Origin of the sequence: Sediminibacterium sp. C3 (assembly GCF_000508085.1) — a bacterium.
In the GTDB taxonomy this organism is placed as follows: Bacteria; Bacteroidota; Bacteroidia; order Chitinophagales; family Chitinophagaceae; genus Sediminibacterium.
In genome coordinates, this window is sequence record NZ_KI669560.1 from 1,527,086 (window position 1) to 1,549,337 (window position 22,252).

General features: G+C 39.4%; 18 protein-coding genes. 8 read left to right on the forward strand and 10 right to left on the reverse strand.

What is annotated here, in order from left to right; translation table 11 throughout:
* Positions 1-96 precede the first annotated feature (96 nt).
* Entirely contained in the window at positions 97-456 is a 360-nt protein-coding gene (locus F777_RS0107065; protein ID WP_152530882.1) for a T9SS type A sorting domain-containing protein, read from the forward strand.
* A gap of 72 nt (positions 457-528) precedes the next feature.
* On the opposite strand, the gene F777_RS0107070 is transcribed toward F777_RS0107065, so the two are convergent.
* Complete coding sequence (locus tag F777_RS0107070) at positions 529-1,704, reverse strand: class I SAM-dependent rRNA methyltransferase (protein ID WP_026751431.1); 1,176 nt, start codon at positions 1,702-1,704, stop codon at positions 529-531.
* Between the two features lie 93 nt (positions 1,705-1,797).
* Between F777_RS0107070 and F777_RS0107075 the strand changes: the two genes are divergently transcribed.
* Together F777_RS0107075 and dnaJ are read left to right on the forward strand one after the other, a co-directional pair.
* The gene (locus F777_RS0107075; RefSeq protein ID WP_037369192.1) at positions 1,798-2,367 is read left to right on the forward strand and encodes a nucleotide exchange factor GrpE; all 570 of its coding nucleotides are present in this window, start codon (positions 1,798-1,800) and stop codon (positions 2,365-2,367) included.
* Between the two features lie 15 nt (positions 2,368-2,382).
* Complete coding sequence (dnaJ, locus tag F777_RS0107080; protein WP_026751433.1) at positions 2,383-3,549, forward strand: molecular chaperone DnaJ; 1,167 nt, start codon at positions 2,383-2,385, stop codon at positions 3,547-3,549.
* 40 nt (positions 3,550-3,589) lie between these two features.
* On the opposite strand, the gene F777_RS16020 is transcribed toward dnaJ, so the two are convergent.
* Genes F777_RS16020 through F777_RS0107105 form a run of 5 tightly spaced genes read right to left on the reverse strand, consistent with a single transcriptional unit; the run spans position 3,590 to position 9,151 of the window.
* Positions 3,590-5,338, reverse strand: a complete 1,749-nt coding sequence (locus F777_RS16020) for a vWA domain-containing protein (RefSeq protein ID WP_051408488.1) — start codon at positions 5,336-5,338, stop codon at positions 3,590-3,592.
* A 44-nt stretch (positions 5,339-5,382) separates the two neighbouring features.
* Positions 5,383-5,925, reverse strand: coding sequence for a hypoxanthine phosphoribosyltransferase (hpt, locus tag F777_RS0107090; RefSeq protein WP_026751434.1), 543 nt, complete (start codon positions 5,923-5,925; stop codon positions 5,383-5,385).
* A 2-nt stretch (positions 5,926-5,927) separates the two neighbouring features.
* Entirely contained in the window at positions 5,928-7,055 is a 1,128-nt protein-coding gene (locus tag F777_RS17220) for a glucosaminidase domain-containing protein (RefSeq protein WP_051408489.1), read from the reverse strand.
* On the reverse strand, positions 7,052-7,696 hold the full coding sequence (locus F777_RS0107100; RefSeq protein WP_026751435.1) for an O-methyltransferase: 645 nt from the start codon (positions 7,694-7,696) through the stop codon (positions 7,052-7,054). Before F777_RS0107100 ends, F777_RS17220 begins: the two co-directional genes overlap by 4 nt.
* A gap of 6 nt (positions 7,697-7,702) precedes the next feature.
* Entirely contained in the window at positions 7,703-9,151 is a 1,449-nt protein-coding gene (locus tag F777_RS0107105; protein ID WP_026751436.1) for a sodium:solute symporter, read from the reverse strand.
* Between the two features lie 77 nt (positions 9,152-9,228).
* Between F777_RS0107105 and F777_RS16030 the strand changes: the two genes are divergently transcribed.
* Positions 9,229-9,768, forward strand: coding sequence for an LOG family protein (locus F777_RS16030; RefSeq protein ID WP_051408490.1), 540 nt, complete (start codon positions 9,229-9,231; stop codon positions 9,766-9,768).
* Here the strand turns inward: F777_RS16030 and F777_RS0107115 are convergent.
* Both F777_RS0107115 and F777_RS0107120 read right to left on the reverse strand, forming a co-directional pair.
* Positions 9,749-10,348 carry a hypothetical protein gene (locus F777_RS0107115; RefSeq protein WP_152530883.1) on the reverse strand — a complete coding sequence of 200 codons (600 nt, stop codon included), beginning with the start codon at positions 10,346-10,348 and terminating at the stop codon, positions 9,749-9,751. The genes F777_RS16030 and F777_RS0107115 overlap by 20 nt on opposite strands.
* Before the next feature lie 23 nt (positions 10,349-10,371).
* The gene (locus tag F777_RS0107120) at positions 10,372-11,784 is read right to left on the reverse strand and encodes an FAD-binding oxidoreductase (RefSeq protein ID WP_026751438.1); all 1,413 of its coding nucleotides are present in this window, start codon (positions 11,782-11,784) and stop codon (positions 10,372-10,374) included.
* Positions 11,785-11,957: 173 nt separating this feature from the next.
* Between F777_RS0107120 and pckA the strand changes: the two genes are divergently transcribed.
* Positions 11,958-13,517: a phosphoenolpyruvate carboxykinase (ATP) gene (gene pckA / locus F777_RS0107125; protein WP_235785899.1), complete on the forward strand. Its 1,560-nt coding sequence runs from the start codon at positions 11,958-11,960 to the stop codon at positions 13,515-13,517.
* A 106-nt stretch (positions 13,518-13,623) separates the two neighbouring features.
* Here the strand turns inward: pckA and F777_RS0107130 are convergent, their stop codons facing one another.
* Both F777_RS0107130 and trpS read right to left on the reverse strand, forming a co-directional pair.
* On the reverse strand, positions 13,624-14,259 hold the full coding sequence (locus F777_RS0107130; RefSeq protein WP_026751440.1) for a deoxynucleoside kinase: 636 nt from the start codon (positions 14,257-14,259) through the stop codon (positions 13,624-13,626).
* Positions 14,260-14,318: 59 nt separating this feature from the next.
* The gene (gene trpS, locus F777_RS0107135; RefSeq protein WP_037369194.1) at positions 14,319-15,329 is read right to left on the reverse strand and encodes a tryptophan--tRNA ligase; all 1,011 of its coding nucleotides are present in this window, start codon (positions 15,327-15,329) and stop codon (positions 14,319-14,321) included.
* A gap of 129 nt (positions 15,330-15,458) precedes the next feature.
* Between trpS and recG the strand changes: the two genes are divergently transcribed.
* The 3 genes from recG to F777_RS0107150 are packed head-to-tail and all read left to right on the forward strand — an operon-like array spanning position 15,459 to position 22,241.
* Complete coding sequence (recG, locus tag F777_RS0107140) at positions 15,459-17,528, forward strand: ATP-dependent DNA helicase RecG (RefSeq protein WP_369791997.1); 2,070 nt, start codon at positions 15,459-15,461, stop codon at positions 17,526-17,528.
* Between the two features lie 15 nt (positions 17,529-17,543).
* Positions 17,544-21,194, forward strand: coding sequence for a gliding motility-associated C-terminal domain-containing protein (locus F777_RS0107145; protein ID WP_037369971.1), 3,651 nt, complete (start codon positions 17,544-17,546; stop codon positions 21,192-21,194).
* Positions 21,195-21,209: 15 nt separating this feature from the next.
* The gene (locus F777_RS0107150; RefSeq protein ID WP_071790312.1) at positions 21,210-22,241 is read left to right on the forward strand and encodes a PorP/SprF family type IX secretion system membrane protein; all 1,032 of its coding nucleotides are present in this window, start codon (positions 21,210-21,212) and stop codon (positions 22,239-22,241) included.
* The last annotated feature ends 11 nt before the right edge of the window (positions 22,242-22,252 follow it).

The following is a 22,252-nucleotide window of genomic DNA, read 5'->3' on the forward strand; positions in this document are numbered from 1 at the left end:
TTTAGGGCATTGTTTTCCAATTAATTGGGGAATAATGCCCTACTGATTTTTGGATATACCCTAATTTTTGCCTATTTTCATACCAGAAACCATTGGATGAAGATATTTTACAAAACAATTTTAGGGGTTTTCTTACTGGTTTGCAGCACAGTTTTGGTTGCGAACTATAATGGTTTTGATTATGTATACGTAAGTAATGTTGAAGCCAAGATTCAACGATTTTATCCTAACCCTGCTACTCAGTTTATCCATTTTGAATTAGATCCTTCCGTAGATAAATCTTTTAGTATGGAAATTTATAATTTTATGGGACGTAAAATGACTTCACAGCGGGTTACTGCCAGTAAAATGACGATCTATTTTGATGATAATTATTTCAGAGGTCTTTACATCTATCAATTAAAAGATCGCAGTGGCAGAATAGTAGAGTCTGGTAAGTTTCAGGTATCTCGTTAAGACTGATCTTCTATATCCATTGGGCATTAATTTCTTCCCATTACTTATTCCCGGATTTTCTTTCAGTTTTGATTACCTGTCTGTAACTTCTACTATCAGAAATTTCAAGTAGTTTGTATTTTCCATGCCCCACACAATTGGATGATCGCTTGCCTGTGCCTGAAATGTAACCTGCTTTAATTTCTTTTTTGCGTCTTTGGCTGCGGCATGAATAGTCTCCAAAAAAAGTTGTGGGTGAACTAAATTGGTGCAGCTTGATGTAACCAGAAAACCTCCGTTTCTTATCAGTTTCATTCCTCTTAAATTAATTTCCTTGTAACCGTTCACTGCATTCTGAATGCTGTCTCTGCTCTTTGTAAATGCAGGTGGGTCCAGCATTACCACATCGTAACGGGGGCCGTCCTTTCCCCAGTCTTTTAAAACATCAAAAGCATTCATTGCCTTGAATTCAACAATTTTTTCCAGTCCGTTTAATACGGCATTTTTATTAGCCTGATTAACTGCCTGTTCAGAAATATCTATTCCCAGTACCGATTTCGCGCCATAGTGAGCAGCATGAATTTCAAAAGTACCTGTATAGGTAAAAGCACCCATTACTTCTGCCCCCTTTACTATATGCTGAATGGCTCTTCTGTTGTCTTGCTGATCTAAAAAATACCCTGTTTTTTGCCCATTTTCAATATCTACATGAAAGCGAAGCCCGTTTTCATTAATGATGATATTGGTATCAAAAGGAGCGGATAAAAATCCTTTTTGCTGTGTTAATCCCTCCAGGGTTCTTACCGGAACATCGTTTCTTTCATAAATGCCCTTTGGGTTAAAAATGACTTCCAGCGCTTTTACAATAGCTGGTTTCCTTATGTCCATTCCCAATGAAAGTGTCTGAATAACAAAGTAATCATTGAATTTATCTACGATTAAAGCAGGAAGTTGATCAGCCTCGCCGAATACCAGGCGACAGTTTTCGGTATATCCTGTTTTCTGCCGGTAATGCCAGGCTTTCAGTATCTGCTGCTGAAAAAATGCTTCATTAATTTCTACCGGCCTTCTACTTAAAAGCCGAATGATAATTTGTGATTTCGGGTTAATATAGCCCACACCGGCAATTTTTCCATCGGCAAATCTAACTTCCACTATATCTCCGGGAACTGTTTCCCCTGCAATACGGTCTATTTCATTGGCATAAATCCAGGGGTGTCCGTTGGCAATTCTGGGGGCTATCTTCTTTTTCAGGTATACCTTTGTCATCTCGCAAATATAAGCAGGCAATAACTGTCATTTTTTCCCTTTTCTTTGCGTGGCAAAATTATTGCCTATATAGGCTAGCAAATAAAATATACTATGGAAGAGCAAGAATTGCAGAATAATGCAGAAACAACCGAAAAAACAGCAGAAATAAACATTAATGCTGACGAAAATGCAGCCGGTACGTCAAATTTGAATGAACCTGTTGCGGAAGAGTCTGTTGTAGCAAAACTGGAGGCAGAATTGGCGGAGCAGAAGGACAAATACCTTCGTTTAATGGCTGAATTTGACAATTTCAGAAGAAGAACTGCAAAAGAACGTTTAGAACTGATTCAAACTGCAGGAAAAGATGTTATTGTATCCTTGCTGGATGTTTTGGACGATTGCGACAGGGCAGAAAAACAACTGCAGGGAACAGAAGATATTGCAGCTCAGAAAGAAGGGGTAATGCTTGTATTTAATAAGCTCAGAAATAATTTGCAGCAAAAGGGAGTGAAAGTAATGGAAACGATTAATACCGACTTTGATGTGGAGAAACATGAAGCTATTACGGAAATTCCTGCTCCAACAGAAGAACTAAAAGGAAAAGTAATTGATGAAGTAACCAAAGGTTATTTTTTAAACGATAAAATTATCCGCTTTGCAAAAGTGGTGGTAGGGAAATAATCCAATTTATTATTTATGTCTAAAAGAGATTTTTACGAAATACTGGGTGTGTCTAAGTCTGCAACTGCGGATGAAATTAAAAAAGCATACCGTAAGGTAGCCATGCAATATCATCCGGATAGAAATCCAGGAGACAAAGCAGCTGAAGAAAAGTTTAAAGAAGCTGCGGAAGCTTATGAAATATTGAGTGATGCAGATAAGAAAGCCAAGTACGATCGTTTTGGACATGCTGCATTTGGTCCTGGTACTGGAGGCGGCAACTACGGTGGTGGAGCAGGCATGAATATGGATGATATTTTCAGCCAGTTTGGTGACATATTTGGTGAAGACATGTTCGGTAGCTTCTTTGGTGGTGGTAGTCGTCAGCGGGGTGGTGGAAGACAAAGAGGTACTCGTGGTTCTAATTTAAGAATCAAGCTAAAACTGAACTACGAGGAAATTGCCAAGGGTGTTACTAAGAACGTTAAAGTTAAAAAGCATGTGGTTTGTACAACCTGTACTGGATCAGGTGCAAAAGATAAAAACAGCACACAATCCTGTTCAACCTGCGGTGGTTCGGGTCAAGTTCGTAAAGTAACCAGTACCTTCCTGGGGCAAATGCAAACCGTATCTACTTGTCCAAGCTGTAACGGGGAAGGAACTACTATTACTGCTAAATGTGGTAGTTGTAAAGGTGACGGACGTGTCTATGGTGAAGAAACCATCAGCATCGATATTCCGGCAGGCGTGCAGGAAGGAATGCAGTTGAGCATGAGTGGAAAGGGTAACGCCGGAGAGCGCGGGGGTGCGCCGGGAGACTTGATTATACAGATTGAAGAGGAATCTCATGAAGAACTTCACAGAGATGGGTTGAATGTAGCATATGATTTACATATTTCTTTCCCGGATGCGGTATTTGGTACCCAGGTAGAAGTTCCAACCATTGATGGCCGCGCCAAAATAAAGATTCCTGCAGGTACTCAGAGTGGAAAAATTTTCCGTTTGAAAGGGAAGGGATTTCCTGAAGTGCAAGGATATCACCGTGGCGATCAGCTGATTAATGTAAATATCTGGACACCTCAGCATTTAAGTGCAGAGGAAAAACAGGCGCTTGAAAAATTTAGTACGAGTAGCAATTTTAAACCCAATCCATCAAAAGGAGAGAAAAGTTTTTTTGATAGGGTAAAAGAGGCATTTAGCTAATTGCATAAAAAATAAATTGATAGGCCCGGAAGAATATACTTTATGTTTTTCGGGGCTTTTTTCTTTTAGAAGGGTTGTATATTTTGTCTGCTTTTTGAATAAGTAGAAGTAGTTCATTTTGCAACGTATTGAGCGGATTGCAGGAATTTGTTGCCAAATTCAGCAAATCATTATAAGTAAAGGTTTTCATGAATTTAGATTTACGCAACAGGCCGGCTAATGCAGCAATACTAATGGTGCGCCTGCCTGCAGAATCAAGAAGATGAAGTGGAATGTGATTATTGCTCAGTTGCATTGATAGTTCTTTTGCAGTATGATTCAATGTTGATTCATATGTTAGCTGAATCCTTGCAATTTCATCAGCAGCAATCGTGTTGCTTGATTCTATTTCAAATAATGCAATGGATACATGTCCACTGCCAATTTCTCCACCCAGTAATGTAGCAGAACTGTCTGATATGGCATCTCGTTTGTTGTCGAACCCAATTAAACGATATGCACTAACGGCTTCTTTATTAAATGCAATATTTAAAATGGTATTTTTTGCAACAGAAAAAAGGGTAGTAGTGAATTCCCTGAAAAGTATTTTCTCTGCTTCAGCTACCTGATCTATATATGAGAAATTGCCGTTGCCTTTTTTTGAAAGCGTTTCTAATTTACTGTCTTTATAATTGCCCATTCCAACACCCAAACAGGTTAAACTGATTCCCAGTTCTTTGTAACTCACAATCAGGTCTTCCAGTTCTTTCTCGGTTCTTTGACCAACATTAAAATCACCGTCTGTGGCTAAAATAACACGATTATTGCCTCCCTTTATAAAGCTCCCCTTTGCCAGCTGATAAGCTACTTTAATTGCATTTTCTCCCGGGGTATCACCATTGGCACTCAATGAATCTATTACAGCATTAATCGTTTTTTTTTCGGCACCGCTGGTTGGGTATAATGCGATTGATACATTACCCCCATAGGTTACAATGCTTATGGTATCTATATTTCTAAGGTTGGCAGTAAGTATTTTAAAGGCTGATTGTAATAGGGGTAATCGATTGGGGTGGTCCATGGAGCCTGATACATCAATTAGAAATACCAGATTGCTGGGTGGAATATTATCTAGATTAATTCTGGGAGCAAATACTTTTGTTAAAAGTAATTTATTGTTGGGATTCCATGGACAGTCTGTAATAACAGATTCTAATCTGAACAATGAATCAGTATTATTATTGGGATAATCAAAGGAAAAATAATTAAGCATTTCTTCAGTTCTAACTGCATCAGAGGGCACATTCATTTCGTTGGACAAAAATCTTCTGATATTGCTATAAGCTGCTTTATCAATATTTAAAGAGAATCCGGTTTGTGGATATTGGTTGGTTTTAATAAACCCGTTTTCGATTAACCCACTGTAACTTTCACCCATTCCCCCATAGTATATACTTTCTGCTGGTTTTAGATCTGTTATAACAGAAGCCAGATTTTTTTGGTAAAGTCTGGCGGTACTGGGTAACATTTCTAATATTATCTGTTGGAATATACTGCTATGAACCAGGAAGCCAGTTGTTTCATAACCCGCCAATGAAAGAAATATACTGTCTTCTGATTTTGATAAAGAAATACCAAAGTCGCCGTCTTTGCCACTGTAATACGGAATTAGTCCCTTTGATTTTACCTGAATAGTAACTCCCTCAAGTTTTCTGCCTCTATTGTCTTTAATCTGTCCTCTCAAATAATACTGAGCAGAGCCTTCTGAAACCAGAAAAAGTAAAATAAGTATGGGAAATACCTTTTTCATTTCCTACAAATTAAGAAATCTGGCTGACGCTTTCTTGCGGGAAATTATTCGCTCTCTTTAAGCTGATAAATTTCTTTAAGATTTCTGCCGAAACCATCATAGTCAAGTCCGTATCCCAGGACAAATCGATTGGGAATACTAAAGCAGCAGTAATCAATTTGAACAGGGTAGATGGTTGCATCCGGTTTATGTAACAGTACCGCCATTTTAACGGAAGCGGGTTGCTGATGCTGTAGCTGAGGAATAAATTCATGCATGGTTTTACCGGTGTCAATAATATCTTCCAGTAAAATCAAATGTCGGTCCCTGATATCTGTATCCAGACCTATAGCAGTAATTACATTGCCTGTAGATTTTGTTCCTTTGTAAGAAGCCAGTTTAATGAAACAGATTTCTGCTTCAATAGTTATCTGTTTAAACAAATCTGCGGCAAACATGAAGGATCCATTCAGCACACCTATAAACAAAGGTTTTTTGCCTTCGTATTCTTTGCTAATCAGTTTGCCCAGTTCACTGATTTTTTCCTGAATTAAAGATTCCGGTAAATAGGGTTCAAATGTTTTATTAAAAAGCTGAATATCAGACATGATTATTTTCTGTTTGGAGTTGTCTTGCCGGTTATTGGCATCTTTAGAAATACCTTGGTGCCAGGAGTAGGAATGGCTTTTTTATTTAAGTGATTGTTGTACTGTAATAAATTCTCAAGTCTAACTCCGTTTAGTTGTGCAATTTCAAATAGCGTTTCGCCTGCTTTGGTTATATAAAAATCCTGCTCTCCTTTTTTGGGTTTTTTTTCCAGATAAATTAACTGATCTTCAGAAATGATATCTGTTTCTTCCAGTTCATTGTATTGCAAAATTTTTGCCAATGAAATATTATGCTGATTGGCTATTGCCAGCAAAGAAGTGCCTGCTTTTGCCAGTATTACACTGGAATTATTAATGGTGAATACGGATTCGGGGAAATTGTAGTGTCCGTATTTGGCTTTTTGAGAGTTGTTCTTTTGCTCTGTAGGAATATAGGTTTCAGAAGCTGGTTCATTGTCCGCGATTGGTTCCTGTTTTTTTATTTCCTGACTGGTTCCTAAGGCTTCTGATCCCTTAATTGTGCTGTTATTATTTGAATTGGATGGCACAAGGTCTCTGGCTCTGTCAGTTTGGGCCAGCACCTGAGTATTGTAATCGTAGGGTTGTGGATTATTCATTCTGGCCAATGCCATTGTATTATATTGGTCCAGTTGATAATCTTTTACGATTTTCATTAGCTTCTGTGCATAGGTAGGAGCGGTGGCATAGCCAGCTTTCTTTAACCCTTTTGCCCAACCTTCTGTGTCGGTTGGACTTAGTTTGAAAAGGAATTGATAGTGTGCTCTTGTTCTGAGAAAGTCTGAGTGGTCTTTAAAGGAAGAAGCCGGATTATCATATACCCTGAAACATTCCCCCTTTGCATCATCATCGTGATAGGTTTTGGCACCAGTCCATTCCGTTTTACATTTTATGCCAAAATGATTATTGGATCTTTTTACAAGGTCGCTTTCACCTGATTGAGATTCCAATACAGCCTGTGCCAAAGTAATAGCAGCAGGAACACCGGAACGAATCATTTCTTCAATAGCAATTTCCTTGTATTGTTCTATATAGGCAATGGTCTTGCTATTCTGTGCATGTAACTGCAAAAAACATACAAACCCAACTAAACTAAAAACCCACTTCATCATGCTTTTTTCTTTTTTATGATGCTGATACCATCCCTAACGGAAAGCATCACTTGTTCTGTTCTGGGATCATGCTGTACATGCTCATTAAATGCATGAATGGCTTTTGCGTTTTTACCTTTTAACGGTTCTTCCAGCACCTGTCCGTGAAAAAGAACATTGTCTGCTATTATGAAACCGTTCTCAGATAAAACCGGCAACACCATTTCGTAATAATCGATGTAACTTGTTTTATCTGCATCAATAAAAACCAGATCCCAGATAAAGGGTAAGCCAGGTATGATTTCCCTTGCATTTCCGACGTGCAAAGTTATCTGCTTATTTGCATTAAATTTCTTAAAATTTTCAGCAGCTGTATTTGCGTCTTCCGGCCTCAGCTCAATGGTGTGAATCATTCCCCCTACGGGCAGGCCTTTTTGAAGGCAAAGTGCGCTATATCCTGTAAAAGTGCCTATTTCCAGCACATATTTTGGCTGAATCATTGCACAGATCATACTCAGTAGCTGCCCTTGCACTGCACCACTAAGCATATGGGACAATGGATGACCTGCAATGGTTTGTTCACTGATCTCCTTTAAATCCGCTGCTTCAGGACTCGTAAATTTTGCCGTATAGGATTCAACAAGGGGGTTTATCAATTCCATTTCGGATTATTTATTTCCCTTTTTGGAAATCAGTAACAGGCCTATGAAAGTAAGTGCTCCATTGATAATCAACAGTTCTAATCCCACTTCATAGGAACCTAATAAGTCTTTCTGAAACTTATCTAATAGGAAACAAATGATTGGTGCAGCAACACAAACATAGGGTACCCATTTGTCGTTCACCATTCTTTTGGTAATTATGCCGAATGTAAACAAGCCCAATAAAGGTCCGTAAGTATAGGCTGCAATTTTTAGCAATAAGCCAATCATACTGGGATCATTCACCCATTTGAAAATTAAAACAAAAACAAGGAATATAGCTGCAAAAGTTAAATGCACTCTTTGTCTGATTTTTTTCTGAGTTGCTTCATCTAAATCAGCTCTTCGCTGAATACCAATTATATCAATACAAAAAGTTGATGTTAAAGCGGTGATGGCTCCATCAGCACTGGGAAATAATGCAGATATAAGTGCAATAATGAATATTACGGATACAATCGGAGGCATATGTTCCATTGCCAGTACAGGGAATATTTTATCACCGGTTGCGCCTACATTCAATCGTTCTGCATACAGGTACAATAGTCCACCAAGGAAAAGGAAAATAACAATCACAGTAGCCAGTGTAATGGCCATTGACATCACATTTTTCTGAGAATCTTTCAGTGTTTTAACGGAGATGTTTTTTTGCATCATTTCCTGATCCATGCCTGTCATGGTTACTGTTATGAATGCTCCGGCAATGATTTGTTTCAAAAAGAAAAATTTACTGTTGGGATCTGTTACGAAAATGGTAGAATATCCTCTGTCGTTCATTGCCTGAAGACTTTCGGCGAATCCCATATCCATTTGATTCAAAATATAGAATACACAAATGACCAACCCCGCCAGCATACAAGTGGTTTGTAGGGTATCTGTGTAAACAATGGTTTTTACTCCTCCTTCATAAGTGTAGAGTAAAATCATGATGAGGATGATTAAAGTAGTTGCCCAGAATGGTACATTGAAACTGTTTAAAATAGTTTCCTGTAAAATATTAACCACCAGGTATAATCTGGCTGTTGCGCCAAGGGTTCTGGATAGAATAAAAAAAGAGGAACCGGTTTTATAGGCATTGAAACCCATTCTGGAACTTAGATAGTGATAGATGGATGTTAAATTCAGCCTGTAATAAAGAGGAAGTAGTATGTAGGCAATCATGGCATAGCCTATCAGGTAACCCAGTGTAATCTGAATATAGGCAAAGGATTCTTTTGCAACTGCTCCTGGTACACTTACAAAAGTGACACCGCTTAAGGAAGTTCCTACCATACCGAATGCCACCAACATCCAGTTACTATTCTTATTTCCAATAAAAAAAGAATGGTTATCACTATTCTTTCCGGTATACCAAGCAACTGCCAGTAAAATCAGAAAATACCCAATTACAAAGGAAAAAAGCAATAATGGAGACATGGCAATTCGTTTGGTTTAAAGAATTTTGTAAAGTAGTAAAAATAATTAAGGTATTTTGTCTGTCCTAATAGTATACAATGAAAATTAAAAATATTGCAGTGTTCTGCGGGTCAAAGTCGGGTAACGATCCCCGATTTTTAGAAGAAACGATGATTCTTGGAAAATTAATGGCTGAAAATGGTATCAGATTAATTTACGGAGGCGGCAATAAAGGATTGATGGGTGCTGTGGCTGATGCTGTAATGGATGGGAAAGGAGAAGTTACCGGAATTATTCCGGAAGTGTTATTGGAATGGGAACATGAACACAAGGGTATTACCGATTTACGCGTTGTGGGCGATATGCATAGTAGAAAAAAAATGCTTTATGAACTTTGTGACGCAGCCATTATTTTGCCCGGAGGTAACGGCACACTGGATGAGCTTTTTGAAATGCTTACCTGGAATACACTTAAGATTCACAACAAAAAAATTGTCTTGCTAAACGTCAATGGATACTACAATCATTTGATTGCGCATATTGACACGATGTTTCAACAGGGTTTTCTTTATGAAGACTGGAAGCAACGTTTATTAGTTGCCGGTTCTGCTTCGGAAGCTATTTCTTTTTTGAGTTAAGATAGAATCCAAATCCACCGCGAAAAATGGGTTGAGGGTCGCCGGCAATACCATCTCTGTATGGAGAATTGACTGCCTGGTTTAAATCGATCATGATGGTTAAATAAGACAATTGTCTGCCAATTTCTCTGGTACCATAACCAATACCAGCAAGCATACTTGGCGCTTGTAATTGTAATCTGGTAGTTTGACCACTGATAGGGTCGGTTCGGGAAGAACTGATCCAGTTATATTCGGGTTGTATTTGTAAATGCAGAAAGGAAACGGGCCAAACCCTTAAAAAAGCACCACCTCCGTAATTAAAGTTTTTGTATTTGAAAGAATTAAATGCTGATGCACTTTGTGAATAATAATTGAAATTCATGGCTACTCCAACGTCTACCCAGTTATTCAAACTATAGCCAATGGTTGGGTTTAATCCCACATTAAAAAAGCGGTTGGATAAACCCAGGTTTAAACTTGAACCTATAAAAACTCTGTTCCTGTCAAATCCTACTGGTTCTTCCGGTTTCTCCATTTGAGCAAAACCAGCGAAACAAGAACTTATTAATATTGCGAAAATCAACACACACTTTTTCATAGCTGAACTTTTAGTAAAAATAGTTAATCCCTGCTGTCGAATATTTTTCCTGCATTTAAAATATTGTTAGGATCAAAAGCTTTTTTTATATCTCTCATCAATTGAATGGCAGATTGGCTGAAAACTGTTTCCATATAGGGTTTTTGAATGAGACCGATTCCATGTTCTGCACTGATGGTACCTCCCAGTTTTTTTACGATTGCAAACAGGGATTGCAAAATGGCTGTCATTTCCGGATTGCCATGGCTGTTTTTTATTGTTGGATGATTGATACGTATGTGGAGATTTCCATCTCCTGCATGACCATAACAAACTACTTTACAACCATGCTGTTGTCCTAATTCTTTCACACTTTTAATAAGGGTAGGCAACTCTGCACGAGGCACCACGGTATCTTCTTCAATGGTGTATCCTTCCAGTTTTACCGCCTCCGCCGCTTTTCTTCGCAATTGCCATAGGGCTGCTTTTTGTTGTGCATCATCTGCAAATAAAATATCGCCTGCATCAAAACTGGACAACAACTCTGCAATGGCTTCCATTTCCTGCATTAAGACATCCATATTATTTCCATCCACTTCTATAATCAGATGACCTTCCATTTCATCTGTAACTGGAACAACATTGCTGTCTACCATTTTGCTTACAATCTGCAATGCATTAATTTCTATTAATTCCAATGCACTGGGTGTGAAGCCTGCTCTGAAAATGGCACTAACCGCTGCTCCTGCTTTTTCAAGTGAAGCAAAGGGTACCAGCATCAGTAAATCGTATTTGGGTAGGGGAATTAGCTTCAATACAATTTTTGTAACAATGGCCAGTGTTCCTTCGCTGCCAACGATTAGTTGGGTTAAATTATACCCTGTAGCGTTTTTTAAAACATTGGCTCCGGTCCACATTACTTCACCTGTTGGCAATACAATTTCCAGATTGAGTACATAATCTTTTACCACTCCGTATTTAACTGCTTTGGGGCCTCCACTGTTTTCAGCAATATTACCTCCTATAAAACAACTGCCTTTGCTGCTAGGATCCGGCGGATAAAACAACCCTTTTTCTTTAACAGCATCCTGTAAAACTTCCGTAATTACGCCAGGTTCGGTTATTACCTGCAGATTGCGTTCATCAATGGTTAAAATTTTATTCAGTTTTTCCGTGGACAGCAAAACACCCCCCAAATGAGGCAATGCACCTCCGCTCAGGCCCGTACCTGCTCCTCTGGGAGTAACGGGTATTTGATGCTCGTTGCAGAGTTTCATAATGGCGGCTATTTCCTCTGTATTAGAGGGTTTGATTACAACCTCCGGTATATATACCAGCTTCTCAGTTTCGTCGTGGCTGTATTCCATTAAGGTCTCTTTATCTGCCAAGACCTGGTCTTTGCCTACGATTTCCTGAAACCTGTTTAAAATAGCGGTAGTTATCTTTCCCTGCTGCATGAAAGCTGAAATTAAATTTTGGTAAAAATACGGTTGAGGGGGCTAAAATTTGTGTAAATCGTACACAAATAATGCAATCAAATTATTAAACAGTGTACTTTTGTATACTAACTAACGATTGTTTGCATATGTCATTACCAACTTTATCATTAGATTTTTCAAAGTTATCAGCCTTGGGTTTAAAGAATGAAAATGGAGTACACTATCAGTTGTCTCCGGAAACCTTAGTAGAACAGGCATTATTGAAAGGGCAGGGTGTGTTGAATAACTCGGGAGCACTTTGCATTAAAACGGGTGAATTTACAGGCAGAAGTCCGCAGGATAAATTCATTGTAAAAGATGCTATTACAGAAGATACAGTTCATTGGAATAACTTCAATATTCCCATTGATGAAAAATATTTTCATCAGTTAAAGGCTAAAGTATTGGACTATCTGGGTCAACAAGAGGAAGTGTGGGTGAGAGATGCTTATGCCTGTGCTGATCCCAACTACAGATTAAACATCCGTGTGATTAATGAAAACCCCTGGAGCAACTTGTTTGCCTATAACATGTTCTTAAGACCAACAGAAGAAGAATTGGTAAATTTTGAACCGGAATGGCATATTATTCAGGCACCGGGCTTTAAAGCAGATCCTGCTGTGGATGGCACGCGTCAACACAATTTTGCCATTGTTTCTTTTACGCATAAAACCATTTTAATTGGAGGCACTGGATATACCGGTGAAATGAAAAAAGGAATATTCACTATTTTGAATTATATCTTACCTCAGCAGAAAAATGTATTAAGCATGCACTGCAGCGCCAATATGGGTAAGGAAGGAGACGTGGCTGTTTTCTTTGGCTTGAGCGGTACTGGTAAAACAACATTGAGTGCAGATCCCAACAGAAAATTAATTGGGGATGATGAACACGGCTGGACCAATAATAGTGTGTTCAATTTTGAAGGTGGATGTTATGCAAAAACCATTGACCTGAGTGAAGAAAAAGAACCTGAAATATTCCGTGCCATCCGTCCGGGAGCGTTGGTAGAAAACATTGGATTCGTTAATGGAACCAATGAAATTGATTTTGCTTACAAAGGCATTACTGAAAATACAAGAGTAAGTTATCCGCTTCATTTTATTTCGAATGCACAGGAGCCAAGTATTGGAGGATTACCTAAAAATTTGTTCTTTTTAACTTGTGATGCTTATGGAGTTTTACCTCCCATCAGCAAATTAAGTCCGGGTCAGGCAATGTATCAGTTCATCAGCGGATATACAGCCAAAGTAGCCGGAACAGAAGCAGGTGTTACTGAACCTAAATCTACATTCAGTGCTTGCTTTGGTGCTCCCTTCCTTCCATTACATCCGGGAAAATATGCTGAAATGCTGGGTGCAAAAATGAAGGAACATCAGGTGAATGTTTGGATGATTAATACAGGATGGAGCGGCGGTTCTTATGGTACAGGCAGCCGTATGAAACTTAGCTATACTAGAGCCATGATTACAGCTGCTTTAAACGGAAGTTTGGATAATGTGCAATTTGAAAAACATCCTGTTTTTGGTATGATGATTCCTACGACTTGTGAGGGAGTACCTAGCGAAATATTAAATCCTAAATCAACCTGGAAAGATGCAGCAGCATATGATGCAACGGCTAAAAATCTTGCCCAGCAATTTGTAAAGAATTTTGAAAAATATGCAGCCGGTGTTTCGGCAGAGATTCTGGCGGCTGCCCCAATCGTTTAACTATTGATTGCTAAAGTTTTTCGATTGTTTGCCTTAAGTGCCCCGAGTTTAACTCGGGGCTTTTTATTTGTAAGATGTTAAAGGCAAAAAGGGGTATTGTAGTAAATTAAAACAATCCAAAAAGCATACCATCCACTTTGCTGATAATTTCACCAAACTGTTCGTCGTTTTCAGCAAATTTGTTTTTATCGCAATCAATTACCAATAACGGCCCTTCTTTGTAACCGTCAATCCATTTGTTGTAATATTCATTCAGTTTTTTCAGATAGTCGAGTCTTATATTCTCTTCGTATTCTCTACCCCTTTTCTGAATCTGTGATACCAGGGTAGGAACCGATGCTTTTAGATAAATTAACAAATCCGGAGGCTGCACCATGGTTTTGAGGGTTTGGAAAAATTGATAATAATTATCAAAGTCTCTTTTACTCATCAGTCCCATTTCATGCAAATTCGGAGCAAAAATATTGGCATCCTCATAAATGGTTCTATCCTGAATTACGGTTTCAGTACCATGTTGAATATCGAGTAGTTGATTCAGGCGACTGTTTAAAAAATAAATCTGAAGGTTGAAGCTCCAGCGGGGCATGTCTTCATAAAAATCCATCAGATATGGATTGGTATCTACATTTTCAAACTGTGGAATCCATCTATAGTGTTTGCTAAGCATTTCGGTAAGGGTGGTTTTTCCAGCGCCGATATTACCTGCTATTGCAACGTGTTTAGGTTTTTTAGGTTTTGCCATTGGACTGTTCTGTTAAAGTGTGCAACTTATGTAAACTAATTTAAAATAAATGAAGCTCCCTAATAATTTAGTCCAACTGCATTCCGAACCATGGTTAAAGTTTCTGAAGCCCTGGCCCTTCCTTTATCTGCCCCTTGTTTTATAATTCTGTGTAACTCATCCGTATTGGCCAGTAAATCAGCAGCTTTTTCCCTGATTGGTTTTATAAACTGCACCATATCTTCTGCCAATTGCTTTTTCATATCCCCATATCGAATAATACAATTCCCCTGAGAACTTGCATTAAAGTCTGCTTCAAATTTTGCCAATGTATCCTGTGCACTTACCAACTTCATCATGGTGAACAGATTTTGTATATAATCTGGTTTCTCAGAATTGGGTGTTTCCGGTCCCTGATCAGTTTTTGCTTTCATGATTTTTTTACGAATTAAATCGTCGTCATCGGCAAGGTAAATGGTAGCATTTTGGTTCTCACTCTTACTCATTTTCCCATTACCGTCCAGACCCATAATCCGGATCAGTTCATCTCCATAATTAAATGCATAGGGAAGTGGGAATACTTCTCCATAACGATAATTGAATCTGTCTGCAAAATTTCTGGCCATTTCAAGGTGCTGTTCCTGGTCTTTACCAACCGGCACTTTTACTGCACGTTGAATGATAATGTCCGCAGCCTGTAATACAGGATAGGTTAACAATCCCGCGTTTACATTTTCAGGTTGTAATCTAACTTTTTCCTTAAACGTAACGGTTTTTTCCAGCTCTCCTTTATAAGAAAGCATATTTAAATACAAGTAGAGTTCAGCAATTTCAGGTATATCGCTCTGAACATAAAATGCCACTTTCTGAGGATCTAATCCGCAGGCAATATTTTCTGCAATAACACGATAGACGCTGTTCTTTAACTCCTTTGTATCAGGATGGGTGGTTAAACTATGCCAGTTGGCTACAAAAAAATAACAATTAAAATCGTCCTGCATGCGAACATAATTCCGCATGGCACCAAAATAATTTCCTAGGTGAAGGAACCCTGTAGGTCGGATTCCACTTACAACAACCTCTTTTTCCATAGTCGCGAAGATAAATATTGAGGTTGGTTTTTTGTGGCAGACCAAAAAAGAATTCGGAAATTGTAGCCCGAAACATATTTTAATCTTATTTCTACGAACAATAACATACTCGCTTCACCCATTGAATACCTGAAAGGGGTAGGACCGCTAAGGGCAGATATGCTCAAAAAAGAGCTGGAGATCTATACTTTTGGAGATTTATTGCAACATTTTCCCATCCGCCATATTGATAAAACAAAAATCAATACCATTGCTGAAATTAATTATCAGACAGATTACATCCAGATAGCAGGGAAACTTATTCAGTTTGATATTATAGGGGAAAAACGTTCCAAGAGGTTGGTAGCCCAATTGAAAGATGCCACTGGTACCATTGAACTTACCTGGTTTCAGGGTATTTCCTGGATTCAGAAAACCCTCTATATCGGAACAGAATACCTCGTGTTTGGGAAAACCGGCTTTTTTAACGGTAAGCCCCAGATGGTGCATCCAGAAATAGAATCTTTCGTGCCCGCAAAACTGGGAGGAAAAGCTTTTTTGGAACCAGTATATCCTTCCACAGAAAAATTAAAGGCCAAGGGCTTAAATGGAAGGCAATTGGCCAAGCTTACCTATTCTTTGCTGGAACTGATTAAGCCTGCAGACTTGTCTGAAAACATTCCCGAATCTATAGTGAAGGAACTCAAACTATTGGGTCGATATGAATCCTATATCAATATTCATTTTCCAAGTACGGATCAACATTATAAGAAAGCCCTGGAGCGTTTGAAATTCGAAGAATTTTTTATTGCACAAGTGCGATTACAACTGGTACGTCTGCAGCGGAACGCACAAAGCCGGGGAGTGGTATTTGAAAAAGTGGGTCCTTATTTTAATGAGTTCTATGAACATTATTTACCCTTTGAATTAACGGGCGCACAAAAGAGGGTTGTTAAAGAAATTAGACAGGATACTGCCAGGGGAAGACAAATGAACCGTTTATTGCAGGGAGATGTGGGCAGCGGAAAAACAATGGTTGCACTTTTAAGTATGTTGCTGGCTGCTGATAATGGTTATCAGAGTGCAATAATGGCGCCCACTGAAATCCTAGCACAACAGCATTATCAGGGACTTACTCAGTTATTAAATAAAATGCCGGTGGAAGTAGCATTGCTAACCGGCAGCACAAAAACAGCAGAACGAAAAAGAATTCTGGCAGGGTTATTAAATGATGATATACACTTAGTAGTTGGCACCCATGCCATTATTGAAGATAAAGTACAATTTAAAAATTTGGGATTGGTGATTGTAGATGAACAGCATCGTTTTGGTGTTGCGCAGCGAGCCAAACTCTGGACCAAGTCGGTGATTCCCCCGCATGTGCTGGTGATGACGGCAACCCCTATACCTCGAACCCTTGCCATGACCGCCTATGGGGATCTGGACTATAGTATAATGGATGAATTGCCCCCTGGAAGAATACCGATTACTACCGTACAAAGGAATGAAATGGCCCGGGCCAGTGTGATGGGATTTGTGAAAGAAGAAATTGAAAAAGGAAGACAGGCGTATTTTATTTATCCATTGATAGAAGAAAGCGAGAAGCTTAGTTACGAAGACTTAATGCAGGGATACGAACAAGTGAAAAGTTTTTTCCCTGAGCCAAGGTATAAGATCAGTATGGTTCACGGTAAACAGCCGCCTGAACAGAAGGAAATCAATATGAAACGATTTGTTGCAGGTGATACCCAAATCATGGTTAGCACAACCGTTATTGAAGTGGGGGTGAATGTGCCCAATGCTTCGGTTATGGTGATTGAAAGTGCCGAAAAATTTGGATTGTCTCAGTTGCATCAGTTAAGGGGTAGAGTAGGAAGGGGTAGTGAAAAAAGTTTTTGCATTTTATTAACGGGTAGCAAAGCCAGCAAAGAAGCCCGTGAACGTATCAATATAATGTGTGCCACCAATGACGGATTTAAAGTTGCGGAAAAAGACCTGGAAATGAGAGGTCCGGGTGATATTGAAGGTACCCGGCAGAGTGGGGCACTGAACTTTAAGTTAGCCAGCATTGTTAATGATAAAGGGTTGTTACAGCTGGCTCAGCAGAAAGCCGAACAAATTGTGGAACGGGATTTGCATCTGGAACAACCTGAGAATGCTTTGTTAAAAAACTACCTTACGCAAAAGCATACCAAAATAGGTTGGAGCAAAATTGCGTAACTTAAAACTGTGAATTTGAAATACATTAGCCTGATATTGATTTTCTGCATTGGATTTATTCGTGTTGACGCACAGGGATACCTGGATTTTGTAGAAAATAAGGGACAATGGGAATCCTTTATTCAGTTTAAAAGTGAATTATCTGCCAGTGCATTTGCACTAACCAAAAACGGTTACAGGGTACTACAACACAATGTGGATGATTATGCAGCCATTGCAGGATCAAGGCATGCACATTCTGTTCACGGAGAACCATCCGTTAAATCGGAAGTGACTCCCAAATTTCAAACAGGCAATGATCAATTGATATTGCGTTCTCATGCTTATGATGTAAGATTTTTGAACGCGAATCCCAATCCCCAGATTATTAAGGAAAAACCAGTAGCAGGGATCAGCAATTATTTTATTGGGAATGATCCTGCTAAATGGGCAACCGATGTCAAGACTTTTCAGTCGGTAACTTATAAAAATATGTACCCCAATATTGATATCCGATATTACACCAATAATGGGGTATTGAAATATGACATTATTGTACATCCCGGAGGTGATCCATCAAAAATTATTTTATTTTATGAAGGAACCAATGGACTCTCTCTAAAGAATGGTGCTTTGCAAATCAAGACTTCTGTTGGTGTTTTACAGGAGACCATTCCCTATAGTTATCAATTGTCTGATGCCAATAGAAAAGAAATTGATTGTGCCTATGAAGTGAAGGGTAATCTGGTGCAGATAAAAGTGAATAACACTTACGATAAATCAAAGACACTGGTGATTGACCCCCAGCCTGTGTTTATCAGTTATTCAGGCAGTGTTGCGGATAATTGGGGCTTTACAGCCACTTATGATTTATTAGGTAATTTCTATGCTGGCGGAATTGTTTTCAGTCCAGGATTTCCTACAACTACAGGTGCATTTCAAAGGCAATTCGGAGGAGGAATCAGCGAAGGACAAATCCAGGGGTTTGATATGGGTATCCTGAAGTTTGAACCAGGAGGAACCAGCCTCATTTATGCAACCTATATTGGGGGATCGGGGAACGAGCAGCCACATAGTTTGGTAGCTGATGCGGCGGGAAATCTGGTAATTGCGGGCAGAACCTCTTCTATTAATAATTATCCAACAGTAAGTAGCTTTCCTTTGTATGGATCGGGAGGGGGAACCCATGATATAGTCCTGACCAAACTAAATCCCAGCGGTACCGCCTTAATTGGCTCTCTGCGTATTGGAGGAAGTGGCAGAGATGGTATTAATATTCGTCCGAATTATGAAAATCCTACCGGTCCGGAAACTACCAGAAGAAATTACGGAGATGATGCCAGAAGTGAAGTGATTTTTGACAGTCAGGGAAATATTTTATTGGCATCTGTAACACAGTCAATCGATTTTCCTACCAGTGCCGGTGCTTTTCAAAGAAGCAGTGGTGCCGCAAGATTCAACGGAAGAATGCAGGATGGCGTGCTGATAAAATTAAATGCAACACTTTCTCAAGTTATTTTTTCCAGTTACCTGGGTGGGAATGATGATGATGCTGCTTTTGTACTGGCTATTAACCCTGCCAACAATAATATTTATGTAGCAGGCGCTACCGCAAGTGATAATATGCCTGCAAGAGCCAATGCACCCGCTGGATTTCAGAATTTCAACGGAGGGGTAGATGGATTCATCAGCATTGTATCTCCGGATGGTTCTACTATCCAAAGCACTTCTTATTTTGGAACCAATCTGGTGGACGTTATTTTTGGTATTCAGTTTGATCGCCAGGGATATCCTTATATAGTGGGCACAACCACTGGAACACTCACGCCGCAAAATTCGCCTTATAATACGGCCAATCCTGTACAGGCAACCGGTAAACAGTTTATTGTAAAATTTCAGCCGGATCTTTCTAGCATAATTTATTTAAGCAATTTTGGTTCTGCTGGATCAACCACTCCCAACTTGTCTATCTCTGCATTTTTGGTTGATCGTTGTGGGAATGTGTATGTTTCAGGCTGGGGTGGCAGTAATATCAATAGTTTCCCAACCAGCCCAATTACCAATCTACCCATTACTTCAGATGCCTATCAATCTAATACGGACGGTGCAGATTTTTATTTCTTTGTGCTCGAGAGAGATGCACAAAGGCAACTTTATGGTTCTTTCTTTGGTCAAACCGGTGGGTTTGCAGATCACGTTGATGGAGGTACCAGCAGATTTGATCCGAATGGTACCATTTATCAATCCATTTGTTCCTGCAGAAGAAACGGTGATCCAAGCAGACCTATACTGGGTACTGGTGGTGCATGGTCTACGGCTAACCGCAGTAATTCCTGCAACCTGCTTGCCATTAAAATTGCCTTCAATTTGGCCGGGGTTGGTGCAGGTATCAAAACCTCCATTAACGGGGTTGCCAGGGACACTTCCGGTTGTGTTCCTTTAACCGTTGTTTTTTCTGATACACTGGAATTGGCCCGGAGTTATCGATGGGATTTCAATGATGGATCACCTGAAGTATCCACGAACAATTCTTCTGTTACCCATACATTCAACAATGTTGGGGTGTATCGTGTAAGATTAATTGCCACCGATCCGGCATCGTGTAATGTGAACGATACTGCTTTTATTACCATGCGGGTAAGAGCGGATGAAGCGGTATTGGGTTTTACTCCCAATAAATTATTGCCTTGTGAATCCTTAACTTATCGGTTCGATAATACATCCATTGCACCCAGGAACTTTGGTGCCAATGCCTTCCGGTGGGATTTCGGCGATGGAACCAGACAAGTAGCTTCTTTTGGTCCTGTAACGCATACCTATGCAGCGCCTGGTACTTACAATGTTCGTTTGATTTTAATTGATACCAGTTTTTGTAATGAACTGGATAGCATTGAAACACAACTCAGAATTTCACCGCTGGTGGATGCCAGATTTGAAACACCATCATTGGGTTGTGCACCTTATACAGCTGTGTTCAACAACACTTCTTTAGCCGGACGTACTTTTATCTGGGACTTTGGTGATGGAAATACATCTACTCAAACATCTCCTCAGCATTTGTATACTGCAGTGGGTAATTACAATGTTCGGTTGATAGCCATTGATTCCTCTACCTGTAATATTGCAGATACCACCAATTTCACGATCAGTGTAAGAGGTAAACCGACTGCTGGCATTAGCTTTAGTCCTGATCCTACCGAACCCAATACGCCTGTTACGTTTACGAACAGTAGTTTCGGAGCTGACAGATATAAATGGACTTTTGGTGATGGGGACAGTTTATTTACCAGTCGCATTGACACTACTGTTAAACATTTATACAATGCTACGGGTACTTACAATGCCTGTGTGATTGCCATTAATGATGCTGGTTGTGCCGATACCAGCTGTGTTCCCGTTGCTATTACCATTGTTCCCGGCTTTAATGTACCCAATGCATTTTCTCCTAATGGAGACGGGGTAAATGACCGGATTTTTGTAAGGGGTTTTGGGATCTCTAAAATGAGTTGGCGGATTTATAATCGATGGGGAACCCTGGTTTATTTCGGAACCAGTCCGTCGGACGGCTGGGACGGTACCTATAACGGAAAGTTACAGCCACAGGAAGTATACCATTATACGCTTGAAATTGAATTTAGCAATAAAGAAAAAGCAACTAAAAAAGGGGATATTACCCTTCTGCGATAATACAGAAATCAAATAATGAAAGTATTGAAAATATCATACCGTTTGCTGGGTTTATTGCTGATGTTGTTGATGCAGCAATGGGTTGCTGCGCAGGCATTAAATTATTCTCAATATTTTAATTCTCCCTTGCTGGTAAATCCTGCCAACACTGGGTTTAATCCAGACTATGATTACAGGGCTGGATTAAATTACAGAAATAGTTTTACGTCAGTTGGTGGAGGATATAAAACGATGGGTGTATGGGCGGATGCGAAACTATTTGCCAATCGTTTCGAGAATGGTTGGATGGGTGTTGGAGGCAGCATCCTAAAAGATGTGGCTGGAACAGGACAACTAACAGCAACCGGAGCATCCCTTTCTTTGGCATGGCATCAGATGCTGGGGTACAATAGTTTGTTGAGTGCTGGATTCAGTGCAGGAGTAACCACCAAGCGGGTTGATATTGCCAAACTAAATTTTGACAATCAGTGGAATGGTCAGTTTTTTGATGTTTCTATTCCTTCCAATGAACCCTTTGCATTTAGCCAGGTGGGATATTTAGATTTGAATATGGGATTGAACTATGCTTATTTCGCATCAGAAAACTTTTATTTCAATGCAGGTTTCTCTATGATGCATATTAACCGCCCGAGAGAAAGTTTTTTTGCTGCCAATATCAGTGATGCAAGAGTGCCTGCAAGATTTAATTTTTTCGCCAATGCAAGTATTAAAGTAGAAGATATCTGGATACTAAATCCCAATATATATTTCAGTACCATTGGAAATAAAAATGAATTGGTAATGGGAATGAATGCTAACCGTAACTTAGGTGGAAACGGAGCACAACAAATGATTGTGGGGCTTTATTACAGAAACAGGGATGCAATTATTCCTATGATTGGCTATTCCATTAATGATCTTCAGATTACGGTTAATTATGATGCAACTATTTCTTCATTGGGCAGATTAAATGCAACCAGAGGCGCATATGAGTTATCCATCATAAAACACGGGATTTTCTCCAGCTCGAATGGACGTTCTGTTAAATGTCCTACTGTTCGTTTTTAAGTGCCTCAAAC